This is a genomic window from Streptomyces sp. NPDC047014, assembly GCF_040644195.1.
Classification (GTDB): Bacteria; Actinomycetota; Actinomycetes; order Streptomycetales; family Streptomycetaceae; genus Streptomyces.
This window is the reverse complement of sequence record NZ_JBEYVX010000001.1, coordinates 191284-208481: the sequence shown is the minus strand read 5'-3', so window position 1 is coordinate 208481 and position 17198 is coordinate 191284. Positions and strand designations below refer to the sequence as shown.

15 protein-coding genes are annotated in these 17198 nt (G+C 72.9%); 7 read left to right on the top strand and 8 right to left on the bottom strand.

Annotated features, from left to right (window positions below):
• Positions 1–46: 46 nt before the first annotated feature.
• Positions 47–1909 carry an ABC transporter ATP-binding protein gene (locus ABZ873_RS00780; protein WP_360863475.1) on the bottom strand — a complete coding sequence of 621 codons (1863 nt, stop codon included), beginning with the start codon at positions 1907–1909 and terminating at the stop codon, positions 47–49.
• 113 nt (positions 1910–2022) lie between these two features.
• Between ABZ873_RS00780 and ABZ873_RS00775 the strand changes: the two genes are divergently transcribed.
• From ABZ873_RS00775 to ABZ873_RS00765, 3 genes are all read left to right on the top strand, one after another.
• On the top strand, positions 2023–2475 hold the full coding sequence (locus ABZ873_RS00775; protein ID WP_360863473.1) for a MarR family transcriptional regulator: 453 nt from the start codon (positions 2023–2025) through the stop codon (positions 2473–2475).
• Positions 2476–2646: 171 nt separating this feature from the next.
• Positions 2647–4524 (top strand): ABC transporter ATP-binding protein, encoded by a 1878-nt coding sequence (locus ABZ873_RS00770; RefSeq protein WP_360863471.1) that lies wholly within the window; start codon positions 2647–2649, stop codon positions 4522–4524.
• Positions 4521–6302: an ABC transporter ATP-binding protein gene (locus tag ABZ873_RS00765; RefSeq protein ID WP_360863469.1), complete on the top strand. Its 1782-nt coding sequence runs from the start codon at positions 4521–4523 to the stop codon at positions 6300–6302. The genes ABZ873_RS00770 and ABZ873_RS00765 overlap by 4 nt, the downstream gene beginning before the upstream one ends.
• Before the next feature lie 57 nt (positions 6303–6359).
• Here ABZ873_RS00765 and ABZ873_RS00760 read toward each other — a convergent pair whose 3' ends face one another.
• Positions 6360–7151, bottom strand: coding sequence for a metal-dependent hydrolase (locus tag ABZ873_RS00760; RefSeq protein WP_360863467.1), 792 nt, complete (start codon positions 7149–7151; stop codon positions 6360–6362).
• 82 nt (positions 7152–7233) lie between these two features.
• Here ABZ873_RS00760 and ABZ873_RS00755 point away from each other — a divergent pair, with 82 nt between their 5' ends.
• The 3 genes from ABZ873_RS00755 to ABZ873_RS00745 all read left to right on the top strand — a co-directional run bounded on the left by ABZ873_RS00755 (position 7234) and on the right by ABZ873_RS00745 (position 11268).
• Complete coding sequence (locus ABZ873_RS00755; protein WP_360863465.1) at positions 7234–9816, top strand: DUF3516 domain-containing protein; 2583 nt, start codon at positions 7234–7236, stop codon at positions 9814–9816.
• Between the two features lie 106 nt (positions 9817–9922).
• Positions 9923–10813: an acyl-CoA thioesterase II gene (locus ABZ873_RS00750; protein ID WP_360863464.1), complete on the top strand. Its 891-nt coding sequence runs from the start codon at positions 9923–9925 to the stop codon at positions 10811–10813.
• Positions 10814–10866: 53 nt separating this feature from the next.
• The gene (locus ABZ873_RS00745; RefSeq protein WP_360863462.1) at positions 10867–11268 is read left to right on the top strand and encodes a YchJ family metal-binding protein; all 402 of its coding nucleotides are present in this window, start codon (positions 10867–10869) and stop codon (positions 11266–11268) included.
• Here ABZ873_RS00745 and ABZ873_RS00740 read toward each other — a convergent pair.
• On the bottom strand, positions 11232–12086 hold the full coding sequence (locus tag ABZ873_RS00740; protein ID WP_360863460.1) for a DUF6397 family protein: 855 nt from the start codon (positions 12084–12086) through the stop codon (positions 11232–11234). The genes ABZ873_RS00745 and ABZ873_RS00740 overlap by 37 nt on opposite strands.
• Before the next feature lie 127 nt (positions 12087–12213).
• Complete coding sequence (locus tag ABZ873_RS00735; RefSeq protein ID WP_360863459.1) at positions 12214–12612, bottom strand: roadblock/LC7 domain-containing protein; 399 nt, start codon at positions 12610–12612, stop codon at positions 12214–12216.
• 107 nt (positions 12613–12719) lie between these two features.
• On the opposite strand from ABZ873_RS00735, the gene ABZ873_RS00730 reads away from it, so the two are divergent.
• Positions 12720–13157, top strand: a complete 438-nt coding sequence (locus tag ABZ873_RS00730; protein WP_360863457.1) for a PPOX class F420-dependent oxidoreductase — start codon at positions 12720–12722, stop codon at positions 13155–13157.
• A gap of 59 nt (positions 13158–13216) precedes the next feature.
• Here ABZ873_RS00730 and ABZ873_RS00725 read toward each other — a convergent pair whose 3' ends face one another.
• From ABZ873_RS00725 to ABZ873_RS00710, 4 genes are all read right to left on the bottom strand, one after another.
• Positions 13217–13744, bottom strand: a complete 528-nt coding sequence (locus ABZ873_RS00725) for an ATP/GTP-binding protein (RefSeq protein ID WP_360863627.1) — start codon at positions 13742–13744, stop codon at positions 13217–13219.
• 191 nt (positions 13745–13935) lie between these two features.
• A complete protein-coding gene (locus ABZ873_RS00720) occupies positions 13936–14316 on the bottom strand; it encodes a DUF742 domain-containing protein (protein ID WP_360863455.1) in 381 nt (126 codons plus the stop codon).
• 17 nt (positions 14317–14333) lie between these two features.
• A complete protein-coding gene (locus ABZ873_RS00715; RefSeq protein ID WP_360863453.1) occupies positions 14334–14777 on the bottom strand; it encodes a roadblock/LC7 domain-containing protein in 444 nt (147 codons plus the stop codon).
• Positions 14777–17137 carry an ATP-binding protein gene (locus tag ABZ873_RS00710; RefSeq protein ID WP_360863625.1) on the bottom strand — a complete coding sequence of 787 codons (2361 nt, stop codon included), beginning with the start codon at positions 17135–17137 and terminating at the stop codon, positions 14777–14779. The genes ABZ873_RS00715 and ABZ873_RS00710 overlap by 1 nt, the downstream gene beginning before the upstream one ends.
• Between the last annotated feature and the right edge of the window lie 61 nt (positions 17138–17198).

Below are 17198 nucleotides of genomic sequence, written 5' to 3'. Positions count from 1 at the left end.
CATCAGTGCACATCTCCGGCATGACACCCGCGCACCGGTCATACGGTCATACATTCACCGGAGCGAGCGCGCGGCCCTCGGGCGGCTCGGGGGCGAGCGCGGCATCACGGTCCCGGCGGACCAGCGCCGCGTAGCGGCCGTCGGCCTTCACCAGTTCCTCGTGCGTGCCGCGCTCGGCTATGCGGCCCGCGTCCAGGACCACGATCTGGTCGGCATCGCGGACGGTGGACAGCCGGTGGGCGATGGTGATGGTGGTGCGGCCCGCGGAGAGGTGGTCGATGGCCCGTTGCACGGCGTGCTCCGTACGGGTGTCGAGCGCGCTGGTGGCCTCGTCGAGGATGAGCACCGGAGGGTCCCGCAGGATGGTGCGGGCGATGGCCAGCCGCTGCTTCTCGCCCCCGGAGAACCGGTAGCCGCGCTCGCCGACCAGGGTGTCGTAGCCCTCGGGCAGGGAGGCGATGTGGTCGTGGATCTGGGCCGCGCGGGCCGCCTCGACGATCTCCTCCTCGGTGGCGTCCGGCTTCGCGAAGCGCAGATTGTCCGCGACCGAGGCGTGGAAGAGGTAGGTCTCCTGGGAGACCACGCCGATGGAGCGGGCCAGCGAGTCGAAGTCGAGATCGCGCACATCCACCCCGTCGAGCGCGACGCGGCCGCCGGTGACGTCGTAGAGCCGGGGCACCAGGTAGCTGAGGGTGCTCTTGCCGGAGCCGGTCGGGCCGACGACGGCGAGGGAGCCGCCGGCCGGGACGGTGATGTCGATCCCGGTGAGGGTCGGGCCGCTCTTCGTGTCGTAGGCGAAGTGCACATCTTCCAGGGTGACCTCGCCCTTGGCACGGTCCAGCCGGACCGGATCGCGCCGCTCGGTGATGTCCACCGGGAGGTCCAGGTATTCGAAGATGCGGGCGAAGAGGGCGAGCGAGGTCTGTATCTGCACACCGGTGGACAGCAGGCTCACGGCGGGCCGGAACAGCCCCTGCTGGAGGGTGACGAAGGCGACCAGGGTGCCGAGGGAGAGCGCGGGGGCGCCCGTCTGGAGGGCTATGCCGGCGGCCCAGTAGATGAGCGCGGGCATGGCGGCCATGACGATGCCGATGGTGGACATCCGCCAGCGCCCGGCCATGCTGGAGCGCACCTCCAGCCCCACCAGCTTCTCGGACTCGGCGGAGAAGGCGGCGGTGAGGGATTCGGAACGGCCCATGGTCCGGCCCAGCAGGATGCCGCTCACCGACAGGGACTCGGTCACGGTCGCCGCCATGGCGGCCATCTGCTTCTGCCGCTGCGTGGTGATCCGCTTGCGCTCGTGGCCCACCCGGCGGCTGATCCATACGAAGACCGGCAGCAGGAGCAGCGAGACCACGGTGAGCCGCCAGTCCAGCGCGAGCATGGCGACCACGGTGGCCACGACCGCCGTCAGGTTCGAGACGAGCGAGGTGGCGGTGGAGGTCACGGTGGCCTGCATGCCGCCGATGTCGTTGGCTATGCGGGACTGCACCTCGCCCGTGCGGGTCCGGGTGAAGAAGGCCAGCGGCATCCGCTGGAGCTGCGCGTACACGGCGGTGCGCAGGTCGTGCATGACGCGCTGGCCGACCGTGGTGGAGATCAGGGTCTGGAGCACGCCGAAGACGCTGGTGACGACCGCCGTGAGGATCATGCCGAGCGCGAGCAGGCTCAGCAGGCCCGTCCGCCCCTGCGGGATGGCGACGTCCAGGATCTCCCTGAGCAGGAACGGCGAGGCGACGCCGACCAGCGAGGAGGCCCCGACGAGCAGGCCGACGAGGGCGAGCCGGCCGCGGTAGGGCCGGAACAGCGCCACGATGCGGCGCAGTTCGCGCGGCTGCTCGGCCGGAGGCGGCCGGTTCGGATCGAGGGGGTCTTTCGCCGGGGTCCAGCTCAGTTCGTCGCGAGGCATGGGCACCCTCCAGGGTCAGGAGTCAGGGTCGGGGTCGCTGCGCTGCCACTCCACTGAGCATAGATCATTGTTACCTATACTCACAATGTACGGGGTCCTGATATCGTTCCCGCATGAGCTCCGCCGCCGACACCGATCGCCTCCTCGCCGAACAGCTCCTGCGCCTGACGCGCAGGCTCCACCGGATCCAGAAGCGGCACATGGAACCGCTCGGGATCACTCCCGCCCAGAGTCGGCTGCTGCGTCTGGTCTCGCACTACGAGGGCGAACAGCCGCCCCGCATGGCGGATCTCGCGGCGCGCCTGGAAGTGGTGCCGCGCGCGGTGACCACCCTCGTGGACGGCCTGGAGGCGGCCGCGTGCGTACGGCGCGTGCCCGACCCGGCGAACCGCCGCGTCATCAGGATCGAGCTCACCGACACCGGCCGCGCCACGCTGCGCCGCCTGCGCAACGCGCGGACGGACGCCGCGGAGGAGATCCTGGCCCCGCTCACCCCCGAACAGCGCGAGGTGCTGGGCGGCCTGCTGAACACCCTGTCGGACGCCCCGGCGGAATACGGCTGCTGACACGGCCGTCCGGGTGATGCGGCGCGGCCGCGGCCACAGGCCCCTCACCTCCGCGAACAGACGTGCCGCACCCCCCGAGAAGACCTCCCGCCGCCGGAAAATCGATTGCCCGGCGTCGTTCCGGACGCGAACCTTGCACGGTTTGAACCACTCGTACAGTCATGGGGCGTCATGCAGATCAGCGATCTTCCGTATCCCGATCCGGGGGTGCCGGACGCCCGGTCCGGCCCCCGGTTCCTCCTGTGGCTGGGGCGCGGTCAGCTCGGCGGACAGCTCAAGAGCCTGGGCTGGGGCATGCTGCACTTCGGCGGGATCGCCGGCCTTCCCTACGCCGTGGGGCTCGGCATCGACGCGGTCGTCGACCACGACGGCCACCGGCTGCTGCTCGTCGGCGCCCTGCTCGTCCTGATCGGCATCGCCATCTCCGTCGGCGACGTCATGCTCCACCGCACGGCCGTCACCAACTGGATCACCGCTGCCGCCCGCGTGCAGCAGCTGCTCGCGCGGAAGACGGCCGAACTGGGCTCCGCCCTCACCCGCCGGGTCGCGGCGGGCGAAGTGGTCGCCGTATCCACCGGCGACGTGGAGAAGATCGGATGGTTCGTCGAGGCGATCTCCCGCTTCCTCGCCGCCGTGTTCTCCATCGCCCTCGTCTGCGTGGGCCTGCTGTTCTACGCGCCCGAACTGGGCCTGGTCGTCGCGATCGGCGTCCCGCTGGTGGCCCTGGCCTCCCTGCCGCTGCTGCCGCGCGCCACCCGGCGCGCCGACGTCCAGCGCGAGAAGGCGGGCAAGGCCACCGAGCTGGCCTCCGACACCGTGGCGGGCCTGCGGGTCCTGCGCGGCATCGGCGGCGAGGAGCTGTTCCTCGGCCGGTACCGCGAGGCATCCCAGGAGGTCCGCAAGGCCGCCGTGCGCAGCGCCCGGATGTGGGCGCTGATCTCGGCGATCCAGGTGGTGCTGCCGGGCGCTCTGATGATCGCCGTGGTCTGGTACGGAGCCACGCTCGCCCTGGACGGCAGCATCGCGGTGGGCGAGCTCGTCGCCGCGTTCAGCGCCGTGGCGACCCTGCTCTACCCGCTGCGGCACTTCGAGGAGATCGCCATGGCGTACTCCTTCTCGCGGCCCTCCGCCAAGCGGGCCGCCCGGGTGCTGTCGCTGACCCGGACCGCCGCCGCCGAGCGGCCCGGCCCGGTGGCGGAACCGGACCCGGGCGGGGACCTGTACGACCCGCACACCGGGCTGCTGGCCCCCGCCGGGCGGTTCACCGCCGTCGTGTGCGGGGACCCGGACCAGGCGGGCCGCCTCGCGGAACGCCTCGGCGGCCATGCCGCGGGCGGGGACGAGCCCGAGGACGGGGCCGAGGGCGCGAACACCGACGCGGACGAGGCCGAGAGCGCGGACGAGCTGCCGTCGGTGCTGCTCGGCGGGGTCGCGCTGGACGAGCTGGCGCTCGATACCGCGCGGCGGCTGGTCCTCGTACAGGACAAGGATCCGGTGCTGTTGTCGGGGACGCTGCGCGAGCTGTTCGAGGTGCCCGCCTCGGGCTCCGTCGAGCCGGAGGCGGCGCTGCGCGCGGCCCAGTGCGCGGACGTGCTGGACGCGGTCCTGCAGTCCGCGCCGGACGGGATCGAGGACCCGATGGACGCCCGGATCACCGAGCGCGGCCGGTCGCTGTCCGGCGGGCAGCGCCAGCGGCTGGCGCTGGCCCGTTCCCTGGTCACCGACCCGGAGGTGCTGGTGCTCGACGAGCCGACCTCCGCCGTCGACTCGCACACCGAGGCGCGCATCGCGGACGGCGTGGCGGGGCTGCGCGCGGGGCGCACCACGGTGGTCCTGGCCTCCTCCCCGCTGCTGCTGGACCGGGCGGACCGGGTCGTGCTCATCGACGGCGGCACGGTGGCCGCGGTGGGCACCCACCACGAACTGATGCAGCGGGAGCCCCGCTACCGCGCGGTCGTGACCCGTGAGACGGACGAGGAACAGCGTCTCGCCGGGGTCGGGCTGACCAAGCGCGAAGAAGCACTCACAGAGATCGAGGAATCCGCATGATCGGCGTAGCGCCGCCGGAGTACGACCCGGCGGCCCCCGAGACGGCCACCACCCTGCCCGTGGGCACGGCGGCGACCGTACGGGGATATGTGCGCGGGCTGCTCCGGCGCCACCGGCGGGCCTTCGTGGTGCTGGTGGGCGTCAACGCGGTCGCGGTGATCGCGTCCATGGTGGGCCCGTACCTGCTGGGCGGGGTCGTGGACGACCTGACGGCCGGGGCGCGCGAGCTGCACCTCGGGCGGGTGGCCCTGCTGTTCGCGGCGGCGCTCGCCGTGCAGACCTTCTTCGTGCGGCTGGTACGGCTGCGCGGGGCGATGCTGGGCGAGGAGATGCTCGCCGACCTGCGCGAGGACTTCCTCGTCCGGTCGGTGAAGCTGCCGCCGGGCGTGCTGGAGCGGGCCGGTACCGGTGACCTGCTGTCGCGGATCACCACCGACATCGACCGGCTGGCCAACGCGATGCGCGAGGCCGTGCCGCAGCTGGCGATCGGTGTGGTGTGGGCGGGGCTGCTGTTCGGCGCGCTCGCGGTGACCGCGCCGCCGCTGGCGCTGGCCGCGCTGGTGGCGCTGCCGGTGCTGGTGACCGGCTGCCGCTGGTACTTCCGGCGGGCCCCCGCCGGGTACCGGTCGGAGGCGGCGGGGTACGCGGCGGTCGCCGCCGCCCTGACCGAGACGGTGGACGCGGGCCGCACGGTCGAGGCGCACCGTCTGGGCCCGGAGCGGATCGCGCTGTCGGAGCGGCGGATCAAGGAATGGACCGCCTGGGAGCGCTACACGCTCTTCCTGCGCACGATCCTCTTCCCCGTCCTCAATGTCACCTTCGTGACGATCCTCGGCTCGGTGCTGATGATCGGCGGGTTCTGCGTGATGCAGGGCTGGATGTCGGTGGGGCAGCTGACCACGGGCGCCCTGCTGGCGCAGATGCTGGTGGATCCGATCGGCCTGATCCTGCGCTGGTACGACGAGCTCCAGATCGCCCAGGTCTCCCTGGGCCGCCTGGTGGGCGTGCGGGAGATCGAGCCGGACGCGGGCGACGAGAAGATCGCGCCCGAGGGCCGGGACGTCCGGGCGCGGGAGGTCCGCTTCGGCTACCGGGAGGGCGTGGACGTCCTGCACCAGGTGTCGATGTCCGTGCCGCCGGGCACCCGGATGGCACTCGTCGGCCCCTCGGGCGCGGGCAAGTCCACCCTGGGCCGGCTGCTCGCGGGCATCTACGAGCCCCGCGTGGGCGAGGTGACCCTCGGCGGGGCGCGGCTGTCGCGGATGCCGGCCGAGCGGGTGCGCGAGCACGTGGCGCTGGTCAACCAGGAGCACCACGTGTTCGTGGGCTCGCTGCGGGACAACCTGCGCCTGGCGCGGACCGGCGCCGAGGACGCCGAGCTGTGGGCGGCCCTGGGCGCGGTGGACGCGGACGGCTGGGCACGCGCCCTGGAGTCCGGCCTCGACACCGAGGTCGGCTCCGGAGCCACGGCGCTGACCCCGGCGCAGGCGCAGCAGGTGGCGCTGGCCCGGCTGGTGCTGGCGGACCCGCACACGCTGGTACTGGACGAGGCCACCTCGCTGCTGGACCCGCGCGCGGCCCGGAACCTGGAGCGCTCGCTGGCCCGGGTCCTGGACGGCCGTACGGTCATCGCCATCGCCCACCGGCTGCACACCGCGCACGACGCGGATGTGATCGCGGTGGTCGAGGGCGGCCGGATCAGCGAACTCGGCTCGCACGAAGAGCTGGTAGCGGCCGACGGCGCCTACGCGGCCCTGTGGCGCTCCTGGCACGGCTGATCCCGGTACCGGGCCGGGTCGGACGCATGGCGTCTGGCTCGGCCCGCCGGACAGGCCCTAGATGAAGCCGAGGGCCGAGGCTCCGCCGAAGCCGCCCAGCAGGACGAACACCGGCATCAGGACCTTCAGCTCCACCCAGCTGCCGGCGCGGAAGCGCATCATCTTCGGCGGTCCGAGCGGGTACCAGCGCTTCCCGGCGATCGGCAGGGGCCACAGCACCGGGCAGCCCGAGACCGTCAGCGCGTCGCCGATGTCATGGACCAGGGCCCCGAGCACGATGGGCAGGCCGAGCCACAGGTATTCCTGGCCCGGTTCGGTGAACAGCCAGTTCGCCCCGTTCCCGGGCTGGTCGAGCACGCCCGCCAGGATCCACGCGCTGGTCGCGCCGAGCAGCCAGACCAGGACGTCGCTGGACATCCGGGCCGCCCGCCACAGCAGGCCCTCGACCGCGAGCACCAGGTGCACGAAGAGCAGTGCGAGCACCCCCCAGCGCTCGGCCGTGACGGCCAGCGCGGAGGAGCCGGCGCCGATCAGGACCGCCCAGAGCCAGGTGTGGGTCAGGGTGCGGTGGCCCCCGGTGCGGCGGGCGTCCTTGGTGGAGCGGGTGGCCTTGTAGACCGCGTAGGAGATCTTGTCGACCACCTCGCACAGCCCTTTGGAGAGCGGCCCGAAGGCCCGCGAGATCGTCGCCGACTTGTGGTCCAGGTCGGGCGCGAGCGCGGCGCCCGCGCAGATCAGCGCTCCGACGATGAGGACCGGCCACGGCATGGGATGGCCCGCGGCCGCCGTGGCCGCGCCCACCCCCAGCCACGCCGCCGCCCCGGACAGTGAGTGCGCCGGACCCATCATGGTCGTTCCCCGCCCCGCTGGTGTGTGTCGGGCCCCGGTGACCTGTTCCCTGGGGCCGCATCGACGGCACAGCGTACCGGCGGTGATCTTCATTCCGTCCTCCGGTTCCCTGATCCGGGGGGAAGCCAGGCAAGATGGGGGCGTGACCCTCATTGATCAGCTCCCGCCGACCGCCGACCCCGATGCCCTCTTCGAGGCTTTCTCCTCGTGGGCGGAGGACCAGGGCATCACCCTGTACCCGGCGCAGGAGGAGGCGCTGATCGAGGTCGTCTCCGGGGCGAACGTGATCCTCTCCACCCCGACCGGCTCCGGCAAGAGCCTCGTCGCGGCGGGAGCGCACTTCACCGCCCTGGCGCAGGACAAGGTCACCTTCTACACCGCCCCGATCAAGGCGCTCGTGTCGGAGAAGTTCTTCGACCTGTGCAAGATCTTCGGCACCGAGAACGTCGGCATGCTGACCGGCGACGCCTCCGTGAACGCGGATGCCCCGGTGATCTGCTGCACCGCCGAGGTCCTGGCCTCCATCGCCCTGCGCGACGGCAAGTACGCCGACATCGGCCAGGTCGTGATGGACGAGTTCCACTTCTACGCCGAGCCCGACCGCGGCTGGGCCTGGCAGATCCCGCTGCTGGAGCTGCCGCAGGCGCAGTTCGTCCTGATGTCGGCGACCCTCGGTGACGTCAAGCGCTTCGAGGAGGACCTGACCCGGCGCACGGGCCGGCCGACCTCGGTGGTCCGCTCCGCGACCCGTCCGGTGCCGCTGTCGTACGAGTACGTCACCACGCCGATCACGGACACGATCACGGAGCTGCTGGAGACCCGGCAGGCACCCGTCTACATCGTGCACTTCACGCAGGCCCAGGCGGTCGAGCGGGCGCAGTCGCTGATGAGCATCAACATGTGCACCCGCGAGGAGAAGGACAAGATCCAGGAGCTGATCGGGAACTTCCGCTTCACCACCAAGTTCGGCCAGAACCTCTCCCGCTACGTCCGGCACGGCATCGGCGTGCACCACGCCGGCATGCTGCCCAAGTACCGGCGTCTGGTGGAGAAGCTGGCGCAGGCCGGTCTGCTCAAGGTCATCTGCGGTACGGACACCCTCGGCGTCGGCGTGAACGTCCCGATCCGCACGGTCCTCTTCACCGCGCTCACCAAGTACGACGGCAGCCGGGTCCGCACGCTGCGCGCCCGTGAGTTCCACCAGATCGCCGGACGCGCCGGGCGGGCGGGCTTCGACACGGCGGGCTTCGTGGTGGCGCAGGCGCCCGAGCACGTCATCGAGAACGAGAAGGCGCTCGCGAAGGCGGGCGACGACCCGAAGAAGCGCCGCAAGGTGGTCCGCAAGAAGGCCCCGGAGGGCTTTGTCGCCTGGTCGGACACCACCTTCGAGAAGCTGATCGCCGCCGACCCGGAGCCGCTGACCTCGCGCTTCAAGGTCACCAACATCATGCTGCTCTCGGTGATCGCCCGGCCCGGTGACGCCTTCCAGGCGATGCGCCACCTCCTGGAGGACAACCACGAGCCGCGCAAGGCCCAGCTGCGGCACATCCGCCGGGCCATCGCGATCTACCGCTCGCTCCTGGACGGCGGCGTCGTGGAGAAGCTGGACACGCCGGACGCGGAGGGCCGCACCATCCGGCTCACCGTCGACCTCCAGCAGGACTTCGCGCTCAACCAGCCGCTGTCCACCTTCGCGCTGGCCGCCTTCGACCTGCTGGACCCGGAGTCCCCCTCCTACGCGCTGGACATGGTGTCCGTGGTGGAGTCCACGCTGGACGACCCGCGGCAGATCCTGGCCGCCCAGCAGAACAAGGAGCGCGGGATCGCGGTCGGCCAGATGAAGGCCGACGGCCTGGAGTACGAGGAGCGCATGGAGCGGCTCCAGGACGTCACCTACCCCAAGCCGCTGGAGGAACTGCTCCTCCACGCCTACGACGTCTACTCCAAGAGCCACCCGTGGGTCCGCGACCACCCCGTCTCCCCGAAGTCGATCATCCGCGACATGTACGAACGCGCGATGACCTTCACCGAGTTCACCTCCTTCTACGAGCTGGCCCGCACCGAGGGCATCGTGCTGCGCTACCTGGCCAGTGCCTTCAAGGCGCTGGACCACACCATCCCCGACGACCTCAAGTCCGAGGACCTGCAGGACCTGATCGCCTGGCTCGGCGAGCTGGTCCGCCAGGTGGACTCCAGCCTGCTGGACGAGTGGGAGCAGCTGGCGAACCCGGAGGTGGAGACGGCGGAGGAGGCCCAGGAGAAGGCAGACCAGGTCAAGCCGGTCACCGCGAACGCGCGGGCCTTCCGCGTCCTGGTCCGCAACGCCATGTTCCGCCGGGTGGAGCTGGCCGCCCTGGACCACGTGAACGTGCTGGGCGAGCTGGACTCCGAGTCGGGCTGGGACGCCGACGCCTGGGGCGAGGCGATGGACGGGTACTGGGACGAGTACGACGACCTGGGCACCGGCCCCGACGCGCGCGGCCCGAAGCTGCTCCAGATCGAGGAGGACCCGGCGCACGGCCTGTGGCGCGTCCGGCAGACCTTCGCCGACCCCAACGGCGACCATGGCTGGGGCATCAGCGCCGAGGTCGACCTCGCGGCCTCCGACGAGGAGGGCCGGGCGGTCGTCCGGGTCACCTCGGTCGGTGAGCTCGGCGCCCTCTGACCCGCTCCGGCACACCGCCGGACCGCTTGGACCGCCCGGACCGTTCCGAAGCCCCGGCCCGTCCGGACCGCCCGGCCCGCCCGGACCCGACAGTGGAGATCCTCTGATGACGAACCCCGCCGAGAGACTGGTCGATCTGCTCGACCTGGAGCAGATCGAGGTCAACATCTTCCGCGGAGCCAGCCCGCAGGAATCCCTCCAGCGCGTGTTCGGCGGCCAGGTCGCCGGCCAGGCACTGGTGGCCGCGGGCCGGACGGTCGACAGCGACCGACCGGTCCACTCGCTGCACGCGTACTTCCTGCGCCCCGGCCTTCCCGGGGTGCCGATCGTGTACCAGGTGGAGCGGGTGCGCGACGGGCGGTCCTTCACCACGCGCCGGGTCACCGCGGTCCAGCAGGGCAAGACGATCTTCAATCTCACCGCCTCCTTCCATCATCCGGAGGAGGGCAGCATCGAACACCAGCTGCCTCCTCGGCACTTCCCCCATCCCGACACGCTCCCCAAGGTCGCGGACGAGATCCGCGAGCACCTGGGGGCGCTGCCGGAGGCGCTGGAGCGGATGGCCCGCCGCCAGCCCTTCGACATCCGCTACGTGAACCGGCTCCGCTGGACCCCCGAGGAGCTCAAGGACGCCGATCCGCGCAGCGCGGTGTGGATGCGGGCGGTCGGCCCGCTGGGTGACGACCCGCTCGTCCACACCTGCGCCCTCACCTACGCCAGTGACATGACCCTCCTGGACGCCGTGCGCATCCCCGTGGAGCCCTTGTGGGGCATGCGCGGTTTCGACATGGCCTCCCTGGACCACGCCATGTGGTTCCACCGGCCGTTCCGGGCGGACGAGTGGTTCCTCTACGACCAGGAGTCCCCCATCGCCCACGGTGGCCGCGGCCTGGCCCGCGGCCGGATCTACGACCTGGAGGGCAGGCTGCTGGTCTCCGTGGTCCAGGAAGGTCTCTTCCGCCCCTACCCGGCGAAGCCGCCCCGGTCCGCCGAGTAGCCCCGCCGCCCCGGCCCCGCCCCGTATCCCGTCCCGAGGAACCGAGCAGACCCATGCCCACCCCCGCCCAGCCCTGCCCCTGCGGGCTGCCCGCCGCCTACCCGGAGTGCTGCGGCCGCTTCCACTCCGGTGCACAGCAGGCACCCACCGCCGAACTGCTGATGCGCTCCCGTTTCAGCGCCTTCGCCGTCGGTGACACCGCCTACCTGCTGCGGTCCTGGCACCCCTCCACCCGCCCCGCCCGCCTCGATCTGGACCCGGGGCAGCGCTGGGAGCGGCTGGAGATCCTGGCGACCGAGCGCGGCGGGATGTTCGAGACGGAGGGGTCGGTGGAGTTCCGCGCCCACTACCGCGAGGGCCGGCACACGGGATCGATGCACGAGCACAGCAGCTTCGCCCGCGAGGCCGGGGCCTGGGTCTACGTCGGCCCCCTCTCCCCCGTCGACTTCGGCTGAGCCGGCGCCGCCCGCGCCCCCGTCAGCGCGAAGTCCAGGCTGGTGCGGTACCAGTGCACCTCCTCCGGCGGCCCGGCCTTGAGCAGCGGCTCCGCCACCGCCGCGGCCGCCGGGACCTGCGGATGGCCGTACGGCGGGGGCGGCGCGAGGGCGGCCAGCACGATCCGCTCCGCCGGATCGGGCACCGCCTCCCGCACCTCCTCCTCGGGCAGTACGCAGGCCAGTACGGCGGCACGCTGCCAGGGGTCGGCCGTCCGTCTCAGCAGGAGCCCGACATGCCGCCCGCGCCACCTGCGCGGCCGCAGGTCCCCCCGGGCCGCGAGCAGTTCGCGGTCGGCCTCGGTCGCGCGGTTCCGCAGCATCCCCGGCTCCCGCGCGGCGAACTCCCTTAGCTCCGCGGCCAGATAGAGCCAGACCACGGCCCGGTACCGGTTGATCCGGTAGGCGACGGGCGTGAGGTGCCCGCAGCGCGCGAGCCGGGTGAACCGGCTCGGCCCCACCCCCAGTACGACGGCCGCCCCGGCGGCTCCCGCCACCGTCTCCACCCGCTCGCGCAGCGCTTCCGGCCGGCCGACCGCCGCCCTGACCCGCTCCAGCTCGTCCCGCGCGAAGCGCGCGGCCCCGGCCGAGCCCGGCAGCCCGGTACTCCGGACGATCCCGAGCTGTACGGCCCGGGCGAACTCCGGCCGGCTCAGGCCCAACTCCCCCGCGGCGCGGCCACTGTTCAGCAGCCCACCCGAGGCCACCTCAGGATCCGCCGCCGCACACCCGCCGCCGGTCATGTCCCTGTCCCGCAGCGCGGTCGTCCTCTGCATCATCACGGTCCTCCCCCACGAGCACTGATTACTCTGTGTGAGGACCGTAACTCCGTGCAACGACAGCCCGCGAGCCCTGTGGATAACTTCCCGACCGCCCCGAACAGCGCGATCAGAGATACCCGGCCCCTCAGCCGCCGGTGATCCGCCGCTCCGCCACCCCCAGGTGCTCCCCCACCCGGTTGACCAGCAGCGTCATCTCGTACGCGACCTGCCCGATGTCCGCCTCCGCCGCGCTCAGCACGCACAGACAACTGCCCGCGCCCGCCGCCATCACGAACAGCACCCCGTCGTCGTACTCGACCATCGTCTGCCGGACCTCGCCCGCCCGGAAGTGCCGCCCCGACCCCTTCGCCAGGCTCTGCAACCCGGCCGCGACGGCCGCCAGGTGCTCGGCGTCCTCCCGCGCCAGGCCCGCGCTCGCGCCCGTCACCAGGCCGTCGTTGGACAGCACCACCGCGTGCCGCACCTGCTGGACCCTGCGGGTCAGGTCGTCCAGCAGCCAGTCCAGTTGCTTGTCCAGCGCCATTCCCAGGCCCCTCCCCGTCGACACGGTCGCGTGACCGCGCCGCCACCCCGCGTACTCGTGCCGCCAGCCTTCCCCACCAGCGCCTTTCGGGCAAGGAGGATGTGCCCATGGCGAAGAAGATGACTCAAGAGGAATGGCGGGCATTCGTCTCCCATTCCACCCGTACCGGAAAGCTCTGCACCGTCCGCGAGGACGGCAGCCCGCACGTCGCCCCCGTATGGTTCGTGCTCGACGGCGATTCCTTCGTCTTCAACACCGGGAAGGACACCGTCAAGGGGCGCAATCTGGCCAGGGACGGCAGGGTCGCCCTCTGCGTGGACGACGACCGGCCACCCTTCGCCTACGTCGTGCTCCAGGGCCGCGCCGAGATCAGCGGCTACGACGACGACCCCGACGCCATGCTGACCTGGGCGACCCGGATCGCCGCCCGCTACATGGGCGAGGAGCACGCGGAGGCGTTCGGCCGCCGCAACGCCGTCCCGAGCGAGCTGCTGGTCCGGGTCCCGGTCGACAAGGTGATCGCCACCGCCGGCGTCTCCGACTGACCGGCCCCACCCACCAGCCCTCCCACCGGCCCACCACCCCGCCCCGTAGCGCCCTCGGCTCATACCGGACCGGCCTGCGGGGCCACCGAGTCCAGCAGCCGGGCGGTGTGCACCCGCCCGGCGTACTCGACCAGCCTGATCAGCACCTCCTTGCCCGAATCCCGGTCCCTCGCATCGCACAGCACCACCGGAGTCCCCTGCTCCAGATCCAGCGCGTGCGATACGTCGTTCGCCCCGAAGCGCCGCGCGTCCGCGAAGCAGTTGACGGCCACCACGAAGGGGATACGCCGGTGCTCGAAGTAGTCGACCGCCGGAAAGCAGTCCTCCAGCCGCCGAGTGTCCGCCAGTACCACCGCGCCGAGCGCGCCCTGCGCCAGTTCGTCCCAGAGGAACCAGAACCGGTCCTGCCCCGGCGTGCCGAACAGGTACAGCGACAGCCCGGACCTGATCGTGATCCGCCCGAAGTCCATGGCCACGGTGGTGGTCCGCTTCTGCTCCACGCCGCCCGTGTCGTCGACCCCGGTCCCCGCCTCGCTCAGCGCCTCCTCCGTGCGCAGTGGCCGGATCTCACTCACGGCGCCCACCATCGTGGTCTTGCCCGCCCCGAAGCCGCCCGCGACCAGGATCTTCAAGGCCAGCGGGGCCAGTTCGGTGTCCTCCTCGACCGCCCCGTCCGTGTGCTCCTCGACCGACCCGTCCGTGGCCACCTCCGCCGATCCGCCCAGGTCCACTTCGGTCGGTCCGTCCGTGCCCTCGGGCCCGTAGTCCTGCAGTCCCATCACAACGCTCGCAATCCCTCGATGACTTCACGCAGAATCCGCTCGTCCGGCAGCCGCGCCGGCGGCACCGGCCGGCTGACCCGCACCTGCCCGCCCTCCAGCAGGTCCCCCAGCAGCACCCGCACCACCCCCACGGGCAGGTCCGCGTCGGCGGCGAGCTCCGCCACCGACCGGGTCTCCGCCCGGCACCGCCCGAGCAGGGCCCGGTGCTCGGGCCCGAGCAACGGCTCGGCCGCCTCGTCCGGGGCCTCCGGATCCACCGCGACCAGCGCGATCAGGTCGAAGCGGACCCCGTACGCGCCCGGTTCCGTCCGCCCGCCGGTCAGGGCGTACGGGCGGACGAGCGGGCCCGCCTCGGCGTCGTACCACTGGCCCTCCATCGGCCGGACCGCCGCCCTCAGCCCGCGACCGGCGGCCGCGCGGCGAACCGGGACGAGGTGCGCAGGTGTTCACCGACCCGCTTCACCAGGCGGGCCATCTCGTAGGCGATGAGCCCGACATCGGCTCCGGCGCCACTCAGGACGGCCAGGCAGGAGCCGTCCCCGGCGGCCGCGACGAAGAGGAATCCCTCGTCCATCTCGACCATCGTCTGGCGCACGCCTCCGGCGCGGAAATGCCGTCCCGCGCCCTTGGCCAGGCTGTGGAAGCCCGAGGCCACGGCTGCCAGGTGCTCGGCGTCCTCCCGGCCGAGCCCGCTGGAGGCGCCGACCGCCAGGCCGTCGCCGGAGAGCACCACCGCGTGCCGGACCTCCCGGACGCGGTGCACCAGCTGGTCGAGCAGCCAGTCCGCATCGCCGGTTCCGCGGATGCCGTCGTGGCCGGTCCGCTGGTGTTCGATCATCACCGTTCTCCTTCGCTGCCGCCGTGCGGGGCGTTCTCCTGTGCGCCGCGGGCCCATCCGGCGCGGTAGGCGTTCATCCGGTCCCGGACCTGCTCCGGGCTGCGCCCGAGCGGCCGCTCCGCATGGCGGGCTTCCCCGGATGCCTGAGCCGCCGGCGCCTGCGCGTCGGGGTCCTGCGTGTCCGGAACCTCGCGGAGCTGCGGGACGAGGCTGGCCTGCCGGACCCGTCGCGGCAGTTCCGTCACCGGCGCCGCAGCGGCCCCATCGCCCCGGGTACGGGCGCCCGCGCCCCCGGTGGTACGCGGCCTCAGCGCGGCCACCGGAGCCGGAGCGGGCTCCTCCGCCGCGGGCGGCACCGCCTCCGGCGCCCCGGCCGCGGTGGGGTGCGGGCCGCGCGCCGGGGCCGGCCCGCGCGCCTGCTCCCGTACGAGGGCCACGGCCGCCTCCCGCCGCTGCGCGGGCCCGGCTTCGGGCGGCGGGCCCGCCGGGACGGCGCCCTGGAGCAGGGAGTGCGGCAGGAGTACCACCGCGGTGGTCCCTCCGTAGGGTGAAGTGCGCAGGTGCACCGTGACGCCGTGCCGGGCGGAGAGGCGGCTGACCACGAAGAGCCCGAGCCGGTCGCCGTCGAAGAGGTCCAGCGACGCGGACTGCTCGATGCGCCGGTTGGCCTCGGCCAGCGAGGCGGGGCCCATGCCGAGGCCGCGGTCCTCGACCTCCAGGACGTAGCCCTTGCCGACCGGTTCGCCGCTGACGCGGACGGGGGTGTGCGGCGGGGAGAACTGGGTGGCGTTCTCGATGAGTTCGGCGAGCAGGTGGGTGAGGTCGGCCACGGCGCCGCCGGTCACCCCCGCCTCGGCGAGCCGGCGTACCTCGACGCGCGGGTAGTCCTCGATCTCGGAGACGGCCGCCCGTACGACATTCGTGAGGGAGACGGGCATGCGCCAGGCCCTGCCGGGGGCTGCGCCCGAGAGGATGATCAGACTTTCCGCGTGGCGGCGCATGCGGGTGGTCAAGTGGTCGAGGCGGAAGAGGTCGCCCAGCTCGTTGGGGTCGTCCGTACGCCGCTCCATCGAGTCGAGCAGGCTGAGCTGCTGGTGGACGAGGGTCTGGCTGCGGCGGGCGAGGTTGACGAAGACGCCGGAGACGCCGCCGGCCAGTTCGGCGCGCTCGGCCGCGGCTCCGAGGGCGGCCCGGTGGACCGTGTTCAGCGCCTCACCCACCTGGGTGATCTCGTCCTCGGCGGGCGGGCCGGGCGGGGCCTCGGCGCTGACATCGATGTCCTCGCCGGCGCGCAGCCGTTGCATGGCGTGCGGGAGTTTGCGGTGGGCGATGTCGAGGGCGGTGTCGCGCAGCGCGACCAGTTCGACGACGAGGGTCCGGCCGACGCGGACGGAGATGAGGAGCGAGGCGCAGACGGCCAGCAGTCCGAGCAGGACGGCGGCTCCGTCCGGGCCGAAGGCCCCCGCGACAACCGGATCGGAACGCTCCGCCGCCTCCGTGTACGCCGCCTCCGCGATCTCCCGCAGGGCGGCGCCGACTCCGGTGTGCGCGGCCTCCCATCCCGCGGGCGCGCCGCGGGCCTCCTTGGAGGTGCCGGCGGCGAGGGCTCGGTCCTCGGCGGCGGTGAGGTCGGCGTAGGCGGAGCTCTTGGCGACGGACTGCCAGGCGGAGCGCTGCGTTTCGGGGAGGTCGCGGGCGGCGCTGTCGGTGAGGGCGCGGCGGGACTCCACGGTGCCGGTGAGCTGCCGAAGCGTTTCGGCGGTACGCGGGCCCGGTACGGAGAGCAACGCGTCCTCCCGGGCGAGGAGTTCCGCGGCGCGGGTGAATTCGAGGAGGACGCGGGCGTCGGGGCCGAGGACGGGGGCCTCGCCCCCGGTGAGGGCCCCGGTGAGGGCCCCCGTGACGGCGAAGGCGGAATCAATCACTCGGGTGTAGATCGCGACGGCCGCCTCGGGGGTGGCGCGGCGGCCGGTGACGTCCTTGCGGGCCGATTCCAGCGCTTCGGCGGCGGCCACGAACGCGTCGAGCCGGACCGCGACGTCCGAGCCGTAGTCGCCGGAGTCCGCGACGGTGTGGCGGTCGCCGAGGCGCAGCCGCCGCACCGCCTCGTCGGTACGGAGGGCCTGCCGGTCCAGGTCTCCGGGGGCGGCGGCGGGGTCGGCCAGCAGCCGCACGGCGGCACGCCGCTCGGCCTGGACCTCACGCACGGCGGCGGCGACGGGCGCCCGCACCTCGGCGTCGGCCCGCTGAACCCGGCTGAGCCGCGCCATGTCCTGGGCGGCCCCGACGGCGGCGAAGCCCCAGAGCGCGAGGAGCGAGACGACGGGAACCATCAGCAGGGAGACCACCTTCGCCCGCACGGTGGCGGGGCGCAGGCGGGGGCGGCGTGTGCGGGCGCGGCGGCTCTGGCTGGCCCCGCCG